We start from the raw sequence: 14,408 nt of genomic DNA, 5'->3' as shown, positions 1-14,408 counted from the left end.
GTCACCGTATCTCCCGAGCGCGACACCGTCGCAGCCACGCCCATGCAGCGCGCCTTGCGCGAGGCCTTCTATGCCGGTGCCATCGCGCTCGGCCTGTTCGTGCTGTTCATCGGGCTCAAGACCGACCAGAACATCTCAAACGAGCTGATCCTGGTGCAGCGCTGGGGCCTGCTCGCCGCAGTGGTCATCGCCACGGCCGTCGGCCGCTTCCTCTATGTCGCCTACGGCCAGCCCTTTTTGGCCAACCAGAAGATCGCCGACGTCGCCACCGGCTTGCTGCCGGCCAGCGTGGCGTCGCGCTTCTTCCTCTTTCCAGCCTTCATCGTGGCCGTCATCGTCGCGGCGCTGCTGTTCGTCTTCAGCAGGTCTCTCGCCGGCTGGGTAGGGGCGGAGCCGGCCGGCTATCTGCAATTCCTGCGCGCCCTTGCGGTCATCTACGCGCTGGCTTGCGTGATCTACTATTTCCGCGGCTTCATCCATGCCAACTTCACAAAACTCGGCATCGCCGCACTGGTGCTCTATCCGATCATTGTCGTGGGCATGCTGTCGCTGATGTCGTGGTCGCTCGTCGGCGGGCTGCAAGGGTCGCTGAAATGGGTCGATAATTTCGGCATCCAGATCCTGATCTATGTCATGCTGGCCTGGGGGCTGAACATCGTCGTCGGCCTGGCCGGCCTGCTCGACCTCGGCTATGTCGCCTTCTATGCCGTCGGCGCCTATGCCTATGCGCTGCTCGGCACGCATTACGGCCTCTCCTTCTGGATCCTCCTGCCGGCCGCAGGCGCCATGGCCGCCTTCTGGGGCGTGCTGCTCGGCTTTCCGGTGCTGCGCCTGCGCGGCGACTACCTGGCCATCGTGACGCTTGCCTTCGGCGAGATCATCCGGCTGGTGATCATCAACTGGCGCGAGGTGACCAATGGCTCGGCCGGCATTTCCGGCATCCCGAAGGTCACCTTCTTCGGCCTGATGAGCTTCAACGTCTCGGATCCGAACTACATCGGCAAGGTGCTGAACATCGCCACATCGAGCGCCTATTACAAGATCTTCCTCTATTACCTCATCCTGGGGCTGGCGCTGCTCACCGCCTTCGTCACGGTCAGGCTGAGGCGCATGCCGGTCGGCCGCGCCTGGGAAGCCTTGCGCGAGGACGAGATCGCCTGCCGCTCACTCGGCATCAACACCACGACCACCAAGCTGACCGCCTTTGCCACCGGCGCCATGTTCGGCGGTTTTGCCGGCTCGTTCTTCGCCGCCCGGCAAGGCTTCGTCAGCCCCGAATCCTTCGTCTTCCTGGAGTCGGCCATCATCCTGGCCATCGTCGTGCTTGGCGGCATGGGATCACTGGTCGGCATTGCCGTCGCGGCTCTGGTCATGATCGGCGGCACCGAGGTGCTGCGCGAACTCGACTTCCTCAAGCAGGTCTTCGGACCCGACTTCACGCCGGAACTCTACCGTATGCTGCTGTTCGGCATGGCCATGGTGATCGTCATGCTGTGGAAGCCGCGCGGCTTTGTCGGCAGCCGTGAGCCGACCGCCTTCCTCAAGGTGCGAAGGGCTGTCTCCAGTTCCTTCACCAAGGAGGGGCACGGCTGATGAACGCGAACCCCTCCATGAACGACGCCATCCTGAACGTCGAACACCTGTCGATGAAGTTCGGCGGCCTGGTCGCGATCGGCGACCTGTCCTTCACCGCCAGGCGCGGCGAGATCACCGCGCTGATCGGGCCCAACGGCGCCGGCAAGACCACCGTGTTCAACTGCATCACCGGCTTCTACAAGCCGTCGGAAGGCATGATCACTCTCACCCGGCAGGACGGCTCGATCTACCTGCTCGAACGGCTGCCCAACCATGAGATCCCGGCGCGCGCCAAGGTGGCGCGCACCTTCCAGAACATCCGCCTGTTCTCGGGCATGACGGTGCTCGAGAACCTGCTCGTTGCCCAGCACAACAAGCTGATGAAGGCTTCGGGCTATACGGTGCTCGGCCTGTTCGGCTTCAGCGGTTACCGCAAGGCCTCGGCCGAATCCGTCGAACTTGCCAAGCACTGGCTTGAGAAAGCCGATCTGGTCGACCGCGCCGACGATCCGGCCGGCGACCTGCCCTATGGCGCGCAGCGGCGCCTCGAGATCGCGCGCGCCATGTGCACCGGCCCGGAGCTTCTGTGCCTCGACGAGCCCGCCGCCGGTCTCAATCCAAAGGAATCGGCCGCGCTCAACGACCTGCTGATGGACATCAAGAACAACACCGGCACCTCGATCCTGCTGATCGAGCACGACATGTCGGTGGTCATGCAGATCTCCGATCACGTCGTGGTTCTGGAATACGGCCGCAAGATCTCCGACGGCAATCCGCAGTCGGTGCGCACCGATCCGCGCGTCATCGCCGCCTATCTCGGCGTCGACGACGAGGAGGTCGAGACCGTGCTGACTGAAGTCGGCGACGAGGACGTCATCGAGCAACTCGATACCGGTCCCGATGCCGCGCATGGTCCGGGAACATCGTCGTCCTATCTCGCCGGCCCGGTGAGCGACACGGTCGGCCACAGCGAAGGCGAGCGCATCACGGTGTCGAAGGGCGCCTCGAAGGCGGCGCAGGTCGATGCGCGGGCGGCGAGCGTTGCGGCCAAGGCTGTCGCGCCAGCACCTGCTTCGCGGACCAAGCCGGCGGCGAAGCCGGCCACCAAGGCGAGTGTCAAGACAGGGGCCAAGACGCCGGCCGCGAAGGCCGCGGGCATCTCGAACCGCCTCACGGCGCCCCGCGGCGGCAAAGCCGACAATCTCACCCGCATCAAGGGGATCGGCGCGGTCAACGAGAAGAAGCTCAACGAACACGGCATCTTCCACTTCGACCAGATCGGCGCCTGGAAGAAGGCCGATGTCGAGGCCGTCGAAGCGTATCTCGCCTTTGACGGACGCATCGCCCGCGAAGAATGGGTCAAGCAGGCCAGGCTGCTTGGCCAGGGCAAGGACACGGAATTCTCGCGCCGCGTCGACGCCGGCAAGGTGGCGACGAGCCATGCTTCCGGTAAGCAGGCAGCAAAGCCCGCGACAGGAGCGGGCAAGCCCGTTCGGGCCAAGCGCGGAGGGGGCAAGTGATGGCCGGGAAGACGCTGCTCGATATCAAGGGCGTGCAGACCTATTACGGCAACATCCGTGCGCTGAACGGCGTCGACGTCACCGTCAACGAGGGCGAGATCGTGGCGCTGATCGGCGCCAACGGCGCCGGCAAATCGACGCTGATGATGACCATTTTTGGAGCGCCGCGCGCCCGCGCGGGCACCATCACCTTCGCCGGCGCCGACATCACCCAATTGCCGACGCACGAGATCGCGCGCTTGCGCATTGCCCAGTCGCCGGAAGGCCGGCGCATCTTCCCGCGCATGACGGTGATGGAAAATCTGCAGATGGGCGCCAGCCTCGACAACCTCAAGCACTATGACGAGGACGTCGAGAAGGTGTTCACACTGTTCCCGCGCCTGAAGGAGCGCATCGCCCAGCGCGGCGGCACGCTGTCGGGCGGCGAGCAGCAGATGCTGTCGATCGGGCGCGCGCTGATGGCGCGGCCGAAGCTGCTTCTGCTCGACGAGCCGTCGCTCGGTCTTGCGCCGCTGATCGTCAAACAGATCTTCGATGCCATTCGCGAGCTGAACCGCACGCAGGGGCTGACCGTGTTCCTGGTCGAGCAGAACGCCTTCGGCGCGCTGAAGCTGGCGACGCGCGGCTATGTCATGGTCAACGGCAATGTGACCATGAGCGGCACCGGCAAGGAACTGCTCGCCAATCCGGAAGTGCGCGCCGCCTATCTCGAAGGCGGCCATCACTGAGTTCAGGAGTCCTTACCATGCAAGGCATTCTCTACGAGGAACCGTCCATCTGGCAGTTCTTCTTCGTCACCTGCCTGCTCGGCGGCTGGGCGGCATGGATGACCGGCAAGGCCAGTGCCCAGACCTGGCGCAGCTTCGTCCAGCTGTTCGCCTATCTGCTGGGTCTCGGCATCGGCATCCGCTTCATCCATCACGCGCTGTTCAACGGCACGATGTTCTCGCTGCATTACTATGTCGTCGACACCATCGTACTGATGATCCTCGGCTTCGTCGGCTATCAATACACACGAACCAACCAGATGGTGACACAGTATAATTGGCTCTACGAAAGAGCTTCAATCTTGAGCTGGAAACCGAAAGGTTGACGTTCATCATTAACGCCGTTTCGGGGATGAATCGGCGTGACAAGTGCCTGAAAATCGGCAAACTATGCTTTCTGCGATAAGGGTGGGCATCGCATGAAAGCTTCATCCACGCCCACTCCGTTAATGGGAGCGTTTAAATGAAAAAATCACTTTTGTCCGCCGTCGCCCTGACCGCGCTGATCGCGTTCAGCGGCAATGCGTGGGCTGATCTAATGGTCGGCGTTGCTGGCCCGATCACGGGTCCGAATGCCGCCTTCGGCGCACAGTTGCAGAAGGGCGCGGAGCAGGCGGTCGCCGACATCAATGCGGCGGGCGGCATCAACGGCGAGCAGATCAAGCTCGAAGTCGGCGACGACGTCTCCGATCCGAAGCAAGGCATCTCGGTCGCCAACAAGTTCGTCGGCGACGGAGTCAAGTTCGTGGTCGGCCACTTCAACTCGGGCGTCTCCATTCCGGCGTCGGAAGTCTACGCGGAAAACGGCATCGTCGAGATCACGCCTGCCGCGACCAACCCCCAGTTCACCGAGCGCGGCCTGTGGAACGTGTTCCGCACCTGCGGACGCGATGACCAGCAGGGCGGCATCGCCGGCGGTTATCTGGCGGCCAATTTCAAGGACGCCAAGATCGCCGTCGTGCACGACAAGACCACCTACGGCCAGGGCCTTGCCGACGAGACCAAGAAGGCTATGAACGCCAAGGGCGTGAAGGAAGTCATGTATGAAGGCGTCAATGTCGGCGACAAGGACTTCTCGGCGCTGATCGCCAAGATGAAGGAAGCCGGCGTCTCCATCATCTACTGGGGCGGCCTGCACACTGAAGCCGGCCTGATCATCCGCCAGGCGGCCGACCAGGGCCTCAAGGCGACGCTGGTTTCCGGCGACGGCATCGTGTCGAACGAACTGGCCTCGATCGCTGGCGACGCGGTCGCGGGCACGCTCAACACGTTCGGTCCGGACCCTCGCCTGATTCCGGCCAACAAGGAACTGGTCGAGAAGTTCCGCGCGCAGGGCTTCGAGCCGGAGGCCTACACGCTCTACGCCTACGCGGCCATGCAGGCGATCGCCGAGGCAGCCACCTCTGCCAAGTCCAATGACCCGCAGGAAGTTGCCAAGGCGCTGCACGAGAAGGGTCCGTTCAAGACCGTGCTCGGCGACCTCTCCTACGACGCCAAGGGTGACCCGACGCTGCCCGGCTACGTCATGTACGAGTGGAAGAAGGGCGACGACGGCAAGTACACCTACGTCCAGAAGATGTAAGCCTGTCCGCATTGACTTCACGGAAATGCCCGGCGCCTCGCGCCGGGCATTTTCTTTTACGGAAGCAGCGATCGCGCGTTTATTATCTGGCAAAGATCCTCGTTTTGAGGACAGCGGCGGCTTTCCACTGATGTTCAGCCGTTTGGGGCCACGCTCAAGGCGAAGACTCGGGTTTAAATCGGTTTAAACGCGCGTCAAATTTTGTTTGCACTGCAGCATTTTCACGCTAATCATGGCGCTTCCCTTCCGCTGCTGGAGCCCAATCCTTGGCCATCACGAAGATCCTCGTCGCCAACCGGTCCGAAATCGCCATCCGCGTGTTTCGCGCGGCCAATGAACTCGGCCTCAAAACGGTGGCGATCTGGGCCGAGGAGGACAAATATTCGCTGCATCGCTTCAAGGCCGACGAGAGTTACCAGGTCGGGCGCGGGCCGCATCTCAACAAGGACATGGGGCCGATCGAAAGCTATCTCTCGATCGAGGAGGTGATCCGCGTCGCCAGGCTGTCGGGCGCCGATGCGATCCACCCCGGTTACGGGCTGCTTTCGGAAAGCCCCGAATTCGCGGAGGCCTGCGCCGAAGCCGGGATCACCTTCATCGGGCCCAAGCCGGAGACGATGCGCCGGCTTGGCAACAAGGTCGCGGCGCGCAATCTGGCCATCGAGGTCGGCGTGCCTGTCATTCCCGCCACCGATCCGTTGCCGGACGACATGGAGGCGGTCAAGAAACTTGCCACGGAGATCGGCTATCCCCTGATGCTGAAGGCTTCGTGGGGCGGCGGCGGCCGCGGCATGCGCGCCATCCGTGCCGAGGCCGATCTCGCCCGCGAGGTCACCGAGGGCAAGCGCGAGGCGAAAGCCGCCTTCGGCAAGGACGAGGTCTATCTCGAAAAGCTGATCGAGCGCGCCCGCCATGTCGAAGTGCAGATCCTGGGCGATACCAGTGGCAATGCGGTGCATCTGTTCGAGCGCGACTGCTCGATCCAGCGCCGCAACCAGAAGGTCGTCGAGCGGGCGCCCGCGCCCTATCTCAGCGAGGAGCTGCGCCAGGAGCTGTGCGGCCATGCGCTGAAGATCGCGCGCGAAACCAGCTATATCGGCGCCGGCACGGTCGAGTTCCTGCAGGACGCCGACACCGGCAAGTTCTATTTCATCGAGGTCAATCCGCGCATCCAGGTCGAGCACACCGTCACCGAACAGGTGACGGGCATCGACATCGTCAAGGCGCAGATCCACATTCTCGACGGCTTCGCCATCGGCACGCCGGAATCGGGCGTTCCGGCACAAAAGGACATCAGGCTGAACGGCCACGCGCTGCAGTGCCGCATCACCACCGAGGATCCCGAGCACAATTTCATCCCGGACTATGGCCGCATCACCGCCTATCGTGGCGCCACCGGCTTCGGCATCCGCCTCGACGGCGGCACCGCCTATTCGGGCGCGGTCATTACCCGCTTCTATGACCCGTTGCTGGAAAAGGTGACCGCATGGGCGCCGACGCCGGCCGAGACCATCGCACGCATGAACCGGGCGCTGCGCGAATTCCGCATCCGTGGCGTGGCCACAAACCTGACTTTCCTCGAAGCGATCATCAATCACCCGAGCTTCGCCGACAATTCCTACACGACCAAGTTCATCGACACGACGCCGGAGCTGTTCGAGCAGGTCAAGCGCCAGGACCGCGCCACGAAGCTGCTCAACTATCTTGCCGACGTCAGCGTCAACGGCCATCCCGAGACGCGCGGTCGGCCGCAGCCGAAAGCCGATGCCGCCGCACCCGTGGTGCCCTACCTCAACGGCAATGTGCCCGGCGGCAGCAAGCAGAAGCTTGACGTGCTCGGTCCGGAAAAATTCGCCGCCTGGATGCGCACGCAAAAAGAGGTGCTGGTCACCGACACGACGATGCGCGACGGCCATCAATCCCTGCTGGCGACGCGTGTGCGCACGCACGACATCGCCGGCATAGCGGGCACCTATGCGCGTGCCCTGCCGCAGTTGCTTTCGCTTGAATGCTGGGGCGGCGCCACTTTCGACGTCGCCATGCGCTTTCTCACCGAGGATCCCTGGGAGCGGCTCTCGCTGGTACGCGAGGCGGCGCCCAACCTCCTGCTGCAGATGCTTCTGCGGGGCGCCAACGGCGTCGGCTACACCAACTATCCCGACAATGTCGTGCAGCATTTCGTCAAACAGGCGGCATCAGGCGGCATCGACCTGTTCCGGGTGTTCGACTGCCTGAACTGGGTCGAGAACATGCGCGTCGCCATGGACGCGGTCGGCGCCGAGGGCAAGCTGATCGAGGCGGCGATCTGCTATACCGGCGATATTCTCGATCCCACGCGGGCGAAGTACGACCTGAAATATTATGTCGGGCTGGCGAAAGAGCTCGAGGCGGCCGGCGCCCACATCATAGCGGTCAAGGACATGGCCGGGCTGTTGAAGCCGAGCGCCGCGCGCGTGCTGTTCAAGGCGCTACGCGAAGCGACAGACCTGCCCATCCATTTCCACACACACGATACATCGGGGCTCTCAGCGGCAACGGTTCTGGCGGCGGTGGAGAGCGGCGTCGACGCCATCGACGCAGCGATGGATGCGTTCTCCGGCAACACCTCGCAGCCCTGCCTCGGCTCGATCGTCGAGGCGCTGAAGGGCACCGAGCGCGATCCCGGGCTCGACCCGCAATGGATCCGGAGGATCTCCTTCTACTGGGAAGCGGTGCGCAACCAGTATGCCGCCTTCGAAAGCGACCTCAAGGGGCCGGCGTCGGAAGTCTACCTGCACGAGATGCCGGGCGGACAGTTCACGAACCTCAAGGAACAGGCGCGTTCGCTTGGGCTGGAGACGCGCTGGCACGAGGTGGCGCAGACCTATCATGACGTCAATCTGATGTTCGGCGACATCGTCAAGGTGACCCCGTCGTCCAAGGTGGTCGGCGACATGGCGCTGATGATGGTCAGCCAGGACCTCACCGTCGCCGACGTCGAGAACCCGGCGAGGGATATCGCCTTCCCGGACTCGGTCGTCTCGATGCTGCGCGGCGATCTCGGCCAGTCGCCTGGCGGCTGGCCGCAGGCGCTGCAGAAGAAAGTGCTGAAGGGCGACAGGCCGATCACGGCGCGGCCGGGCTCGCTGCTCAAGCCGGCAGACCTCAAGGCCAGCCGCAAGGAGATCGAACGGAAGCTCGAGCGCAAGCTCAGCGAATACGAGTTCGCTTCCTGGCTGATGTATCCGAAGGTCTTCTCGGACTTCGCGGCCGCGCAGGAAACCTACGGTCCCGTCAGCGTGCTGCCGACGCCGACCTATTTCTACGGCATGAAGCCGGAAGACGAAGTGTTCGTCGACATCGAGAAGGGCAAGACGCTGGTCGTACGCTGCCAGGCGATCGGCGACGTGGACGACAAGGGCATGGTCACCGTGTTCTTCGAACTCAACGGCCAGCCGCGCCGCGTCAAGGTGCCCGACCGGGCGCATGGCGCGTCCGCCGCGAAGGCAAGGCGCAAGGCCGAACCCGGCAACGAGGCGCATGTCGGGGCGCCGATGCCGGGCGTCGTCTCGGCGCTCGCGGTGGCCGCCGGCCAGGCCGTCAAGGCCGGCGACGTGCTGCTTTCCATCGAAGCGATGAAGATGGAAACGGCGCTGCATGCCGAGCGTGACGGCACGGTCGCCGAGGTGCTGGTCAAGGCCGGCGACCAGATCGATGCCAAGGACCTGCTGATCGCCTTCAATTGAGATCTCGCAAGAGAGAGCCACAGACTGTCGGCTTCTGTCGGCAGCCCTGCCAGCCTGTTCGATAACCGCTTGACCCGCCGTCCCCGGTCGGGCATCGAACCGCAGAAATTTGCGGCGGCACGGTTGCCGAGTCGCGGCGAAGCATCGATTTTTTTGGAGAAAAACATGGCCGACGATATCACAGAGACCAGCCAGACTGTTGCCGCCGGCCAGTTGCGTGCCTTCATCGAGCGCATCGAGCGGCTCGAGGAGGAGAAGAAGACCATTTCTGACGACATCAAGGAAGTGTTCGCCGAGGCCAAGGGCACCGGCTTCGACACCAAGGCGATGCGCGCGATCATCCGGCTGCGCAAGAAGGACCAGGCCGAGCGCCAGGAGGAGGAGTCCATCCTGGACCTCTACAAGGCCGCTCTCGGCATGGTGTAAGGCGAGGCATCTCGTGATGTCCGGGGTCGGCGATGAGTGAGTTCGACTTCGGTGGCCGAAGGGCCTCAGAGTTCCGCCAACGCGGCTTCTGGACGCTGTTTGCCGGGCGTCACCCGGAAGAAAGAACCCGGCTGGCGAGGCGAGGGCCCTGGTTCTGGCAGCGCGGGCTGCCGGAATTCGCGCTGGTGCTGTCCATGTATGTGGCGCCGAGCGAGAATGTGGTCGGCGTCTTCTTCGGCCGTAACGAGAAGCTTGGCGCAACCGACGTCTGGGTGCGCCTCAAGCCGTTTCAGCCGGCGATCGAGGAACGGCTGAAGCTCAGGCCGGAGCAGAGCGCACAAAACCTCGGCATCAATTCACAGTGGCGGGTCAACTGCTTTGCCGAGGACAATTGGCCGGCCATGACCGACTGGCTGGTGACCGAATGCTCGCGGTTCGAGTGCGCCGTCACCGAAGTTCTGGGACAGGGATAGACCGCCGATGCTCGCGGATTTCTTCCGCTCGCGTTGGGATGGCCAGGTGCGGCTCGACCGGCTGTTCTGGCGCGATATGGTGCTCGTCGGCACGGCGATCAACGTTGCATCGTCCGTGGCGGCGCTCATTCTGCTGGGGTTGAAGATGCCGCTCGGTCTTGTGCTGGCGGTGCATTTCGCGCCGGTGCCCTACAACATCTTCCTGACTTCGGCCGTCTGGCGGACGGCGGAGCGAACCGGTGGCGCCAAGGCCTCCCTTGCTATGCTGGGTTCGGCGCTCTGGCTGATCGCAACAGTCGTCGTCTGACAATGCTGCACGAAAAAGGGCGGCCGAGGCCGCCCTTCGCAGAAAACATTGGCGAGGCCTCGCTCAGGCCGGCTCGAATCTCAGCGCCACGCCGTTGATGCAGTAGCGCAGCCCGGTCGGCGGCGGGCCGTCCTCGAAGACGTGGCCGAGATGGCTGCCGCAGCGAGCGCAATGGCATTCCGTGCGGACCATGCCGTAGCTGCGGTCGGTCGTGGTCTCGATGGAACCGGGAACGGGGTCGTTGAAGCTCGGCCAGCCGGTGCCGCTCTCGAACTTCAGCTTGGATTCGAACAGCGGCTGGTCGCAGCCGACGCAAAAGAAGGTGCCGGCGCGCTTTTCGTGAAGCAGCGCACAGCTGCCCGGGCGTTCGGTGCCATGGTTGCGCATGACGGCATATTGCTCAGGCGTCAGCCGGGCGCGCCATTCGGCGTCGGTGCGGGTGACAGGATAGGTGTGGGTGTCCATGCAGAAAACTCCTCGGCCTTGACGGCTCATTGTTGATTGCACTCTCTATTCGCAACAAGATAGGCGTTTGTTACGAGATTTGCCCGCATTTTCGAGCGTGCCGTCTGCAATCCTCACGCGATCGCCGTGAGATAGCGCGCAACGGAGGCCGCCAGCGCCTGTTTCGCGCCACCGATAACGTTCTGGTTCCACCACGCGCCGTAGATGTCATCGAATGTGAAAGGCTCCAGCGCGGCCGCGATGCGGCGCACGGCGGCCGCATTGAGCGGGATGTAGTTGGGATAGCTGTACATGAAGCTGACGTGGCGGCGGGTCGGCGTCACCTGCAAGATATCGCCGGCCAGGAGAGCATTGCCGCCTTCGCGCTTCCAGTGCAGCACCTGGCCGCCAGCAAAGTGGCCGCCGCAGCGGATGAGCGTCAACGCCGGGTTCAGGTCCAGTGTCTCGCCTTGCCAACTGACGATCGACGGGTGCGGCCGCATGATCCACTGCCGGTCGTCGTCATGGAGATAGATCGGCACGCCGCCAAACGCCTCGCTCCATTCGACCATCACCGAATAGTAGTGGCAGTGCGAGATGGCGATCGCGGCAAGGCCGCCGCGGCGCTTGATCTCGGCCACCGCCTCGTCGGTCACAAGCGAGATACAGTCCCACAGAACGTTGCCGTGCCGCGTCTGCGCCAGCAGCGCCCGCTGACCGATGGCGAAGCGCGGCTCAATGCCGAAGGCGAGAACGCCGGCATCATCCTTCATCACGAGCCGATGCCCGGCGGCGAGCTCTTCCGGTGTGATCCAGGCCTGGCCTTCCCAGCGCACATATTGCCGCTCGTCCTCGCAGATAGGACAATGCCGAGGCGGCGCTTCGCTCTGCGCGAACTGGACGCCGCATTGCAGGCACAGGAAACAGGTCATGGAACCTCCCGTCATTGTCCCGGCTTAGTGCTTGCGCGACAATTGCCTCGTTGCGCCTTCCAGCCCGGCCAGCGTCAGCGGAAACATGCGGCCGCCGAACATGTCGCGGATCATAGCAATCGAATGGGTGAAATCCCAGTTCTTCTGGCTCTCGGGGTTCACCCATACCGCGTTCGGCCACTGCCGCAGCAGACGGCCGAGCCAGACGGCGCCCGCCTCCGGGTTCCAGTGCTCGACCGAGCCACCGGGATGCGCGATCTCGTAAGGACTCATCGAGGCATCGCCGACCACGATCACCTTGTAGTCAGGCCCATATTTGTGGAGGAGATCGAAGGTCGGGATCGTCTCGGCATGGCGACGGCGATTGTCCTTCCACACGCCCTCGTAGAGGCAGTTGTGGAAATAAAAATATTCGAGCTGGCGGAATTCGGCGCGGGCGGCCGAGAACAATTCCTCGACGCTTCTAATGTGGTCGTCCATCGAGCCGCCGACATCGAAGAACATCAAAAGCTTCACCGCGTTGCGCCGCTCTGGCCGCGTCTTGACGTCGAGATAACCGTGCTCGGCGGTGGCGTGGATGGTGCCGGGCAGGTCGAACTCCTCCTCGGCGCCTTCACGCACCCAGCGGCGCAGCCGCTTGAGCGCGATCTTGATGTTGCGGGTGCCGAGCTCGACGGCGTCGTCGAAATTCCTGAACTCGCGCCTGTCCCAGACCTTCACGGCCCGGCGGTTGCGGCTCTCATGCTGGCCGATGCGCACGCCTTCGGGATTGTAGCCATAGGCGCCGAAAGGCGAGGTGCCGCCAGTGCCGATCCATTTCGAGCCGCCTTGGTGGCGGCCTTTCTGTTCCTCGAGCCGCTGCTTCAGCGTCTCCATCAGCTTCTCGAAACCGCCGAGCGCCGCGACCAGCTTTTTCTCTTCCTCGGTCAGGTGCTTTTCGGCGAGCCGGCGCAGCCATTCCTCGGGGATATCAGCGACGTTGACGGCATTCGGACCGCTGAGCGCCTCCACACCCTTGAAGATATGCGCGAACACTTGGTCGAAGCGGTCGATATGGCGTTCGTTCTTCACCAGCGCGGCGCGAGCGAGGTAGTAAAAACCTTCGACGTCGTAGTCGACCAGCCCGGCTTCCAACCCCTCCAGCAGCAACAGGTATTCCCTGAGCGAAACGGGAACGCGCGCTGCCTTCAGTTCGAGGAACAAGGGGATGAACATTTTCTATCTATAGAAGATCATATTCGATGAAGCCGGTGCGGCGCGCGACATAGTCATAGAGCTTGCGCGCCGTGGTGTTGGTTTCGTGCGTCATCCAGTAGACGTTCCTAACGCCGATCTTGCCGGCTTCCTGCTTCACGGCTTCGATCAGCGCAGCGCCAATCCCCTTGCCGCGCACTTCGGGGTCGGCGAACAGATCCTGCAAGTAGCAGTTGTTCTTCTCGGACCAGCAAGAGCGATGGTACAGGTAATGGGTGAGGCCGACAGCCTTGCCGTCGAGGACGGCGATAAAGCCCTTCGGTTCGAACTCGCCTTGCGTGAACAGGCGCTTCCAGGTGACCTCGTAGACCTCTTGGGGCAGCTTCGTCTCGTAGAAAGCAAGGTAAGCGGTCCAAAGCCGGCGCCAGTCGGCGTGGTCGGATTCTGTGAGCGGGCGGATAGTGATCTCGGCCATTTCGTTCCCTCTGAAGTCTGGAACCCAATCCATACCAACAGAATCGGGATCAGGAACACCCTTGCCTATCCCGCCGGCGAATTATACTCGCGAAAAGCGGTCGCGAGCATGTGCAGCGCCTCTCGTGCCCTTGGCGCCAAGCCGTGCGAATGCAAAACGATCTCGGAAGGGGGAATTGGCGGCAGGCCGAGTTTGCGGCCCACCTCGACCAGGCCGGGCGGCGCGACACGGTAGGCGAGCGCAGCGACGGCGAAGCCGGCCGACACCGCGATATTGACGGCTGCGCCGCCGCCGCCCACGAAAGCCTCGTTCCAGGCAATGCCTGCCTTATCCAGCGTCTCGACAGCTCTCACGCGGTCAGGGCAATTGCATACGGTGCTTAGCAGCGCCAAGCGCAATGGCGTTCCCGGCCGCCATTCGAAGGCCGGGGCGGCGAACCAGCCATAATGGGTGCGCGACAAGGCTTCGCCGCGGCGGCTGTCGTCTTCCTGATGGACAATCACCGCATCGAGCTCACCGCGATCGAAAGCCTCCTCCAGCATGGAGCTCGTATCGATCCTGATGTTGAGCGCGAGCGACGGATCATGGGCATGCAACTGGGCTATCAATATGGACAGCTCGGGCCCGGCGACGTGATCGACAAAGCCGAGAGCAAGCCGACACGGCGCGTCGGAAAATTCCGTGACGGCTCGTTCGTGGGCGGCAAGGAATTCACGCGCCGCCGGGAGAAAAGCCGCTCCCCTTGCCGAGAGGGCCACGCGGCGCGGCGTTCGTTCGATCAGACGCGCGCCGAGCTTCTCTTCCAGCCGACGCAGCTTGACGCTGATCGTCGCCTGGGTGCTGCCCAGCGCGGCAGCCGCACGCGTGAAGCTCTGCAGGTCGGCCACCATGACGAAGGTCCGCACGGCATCGACATCAAGACTGGTCATCTCTAATCATTCCATTTTGTCATTTCTGAAATAGAAATGCATAGTCTTTTTTCATGATC

At 63.3% G+C, this 14,408-nt stretch carries 14 protein-coding genes; 9 read left to right on the top strand and 5 right to left on the bottom strand.

What is annotated here, in order from left to right; translation table 11 throughout:
* Nucleotides 1-42: 42 nt before the first annotated feature.
* From livM to LB541_RS06680, 9 genes are all read left to right on the top strand, one after another.
* Nucleotides 43-1,593, top strand: a complete 1,551-nt coding sequence (livM, locus tag LB541_RS06720; RefSeq protein ID WP_404928016.1) for a high-affinity branched-chain amino acid ABC transporter permease LivM — start codon at nt 43-45, stop codon at nt 1,591-1,593.
* On the top strand, nt 1,593-3,095 hold the full coding sequence (locus LB541_RS06715) for an ATP-binding cassette domain-containing protein (RefSeq protein ID WP_224618078.1): 1,503 nt from the start codon (nt 1,593-1,595) through the stop codon (nt 3,093-3,095). The genes livM and LB541_RS06715 overlap by 1 nt, the downstream gene beginning before the upstream one ends.
* Nucleotides 3,095-3,823: an ABC transporter ATP-binding protein gene (locus tag LB541_RS06710; protein WP_140628060.1), complete on the top strand. Its 729-nt coding sequence runs from the start codon at nt 3,095-3,097 to the stop codon at nt 3,821-3,823. Before LB541_RS06715 ends, LB541_RS06710 begins: the two co-directional genes overlap by 1 nt.
* Nucleotides 3,824-3,840: 17 nt before the next feature.
* On the top strand, nt 3,841-4,188 hold the full coding sequence (locus tag LB541_RS06705) for a DUF6867 family protein (protein ID WP_140493080.1): 348 nt from the start codon (nt 3,841-3,843) through the stop codon (nt 4,186-4,188).
* A gap of 137 nt (nt 4,189-4,325) precedes the next feature.
* A complete protein-coding gene (locus LB541_RS06700; protein ID WP_140493083.1) occupies nt 4,326-5,444 on the top strand; it encodes a branched-chain amino acid ABC transporter substrate-binding protein in 1,119 nt (372 codons plus the stop codon).
* A 266-nt stretch (nt 5,445-5,710) separates the two neighbouring features.
* On the top strand, nt 5,711-9,169 hold the full coding sequence (pyc, locus tag LB541_RS06695) for a pyruvate carboxylase (protein ID WP_140685978.1): 3,459 nt from the start codon (nt 5,711-5,713) through the stop codon (nt 9,167-9,169).
* 165 nt (nt 9,170-9,334) lie between these two features.
* Nucleotides 9,335-9,595: a DUF2312 domain-containing protein gene (locus LB541_RS06690; RefSeq protein ID WP_140493089.1), complete on the top strand. Its 261-nt coding sequence runs from the start codon at nt 9,335-9,337 to the stop codon at nt 9,593-9,595.
* A 32-nt stretch (nt 9,596-9,627) separates the two neighbouring features.
* Entirely contained in the window at nt 9,628-10,068 is a 441-nt protein-coding gene (locus LB541_RS06685) for a hypothetical protein (protein WP_140566798.1), read from the top strand.
* 7 nt (nt 10,069-10,075) lie between these two features.
* The gene (locus LB541_RS06680; RefSeq protein ID WP_140525026.1) at nt 10,076-10,375 is read left to right on the top strand and encodes a hypothetical protein; all 300 of its coding nucleotides are present in this window, start codon (nt 10,076-10,078) and stop codon (nt 10,373-10,375) included.
* Between the two features lie 63 nt (nt 10,376-10,438).
* Here LB541_RS06680 and msrB read toward each other — a convergent pair whose 3' ends face one another.
* The 5 genes from msrB to LB541_RS06655 all read right to left on the bottom strand — a co-directional run bounded on the left by msrB (nt 10,439) and on the right by LB541_RS06655 (nt 14,349).
* The gene (msrB, locus tag LB541_RS06675; RefSeq protein WP_140525027.1) at nt 10,439-10,840 is read right to left on the bottom strand and encodes a peptide-methionine (R)-S-oxide reductase MsrB; all 402 of its coding nucleotides are present in this window, start codon (nt 10,838-10,840) and stop codon (nt 10,439-10,441) included.
* 113 nt (nt 10,841-10,953) lie between these two features.
* A complete protein-coding gene (locus LB541_RS06670; protein WP_224618077.1) occupies nt 10,954-11,751 on the bottom strand; it encodes an MBL fold metallo-hydrolase in 798 nt (265 codons plus the stop codon).
* Between the two features lie 24 nt (nt 11,752-11,775).
* On the bottom strand, nt 11,776-12,966 hold the full coding sequence (locus LB541_RS06665; protein WP_140649970.1) for a vWA domain-containing protein: 1,191 nt from the start codon (nt 12,964-12,966) through the stop codon (nt 11,776-11,778).
* Between the two features lie 7 nt (nt 12,967-12,973).
* Nucleotides 12,974-13,420 (bottom strand): GNAT family N-acetyltransferase, encoded by a 447-nt coding sequence (locus tag LB541_RS06660; protein ID WP_140517536.1) that lies wholly within the window; start codon nt 13,418-13,420, stop codon nt 12,974-12,976.
* A gap of 65 nt (nt 13,421-13,485) precedes the next feature.
* Entirely contained in the window at nt 13,486-14,349 is an 864-nt protein-coding gene (locus LB541_RS06655; RefSeq protein WP_140649972.1) for a LysR family transcriptional regulator, read from the bottom strand.
* Between the last annotated feature and the right edge of the window lie 59 nt (nt 14,350-14,408).

It is taken from the genome of Mesorhizobium sp. BR1-1-15, from assembly GCF_020165475.1.
Lineage (GTDB): Bacteria > Pseudomonadota > Alphaproteobacteria > Rhizobiales > Rhizobiaceae > Mesorhizobium.
The sequence above is the reverse complement of the archived record's forward strand: the minus strand, read 5'-3'. Positions and strand labels throughout refer to the sequence as shown.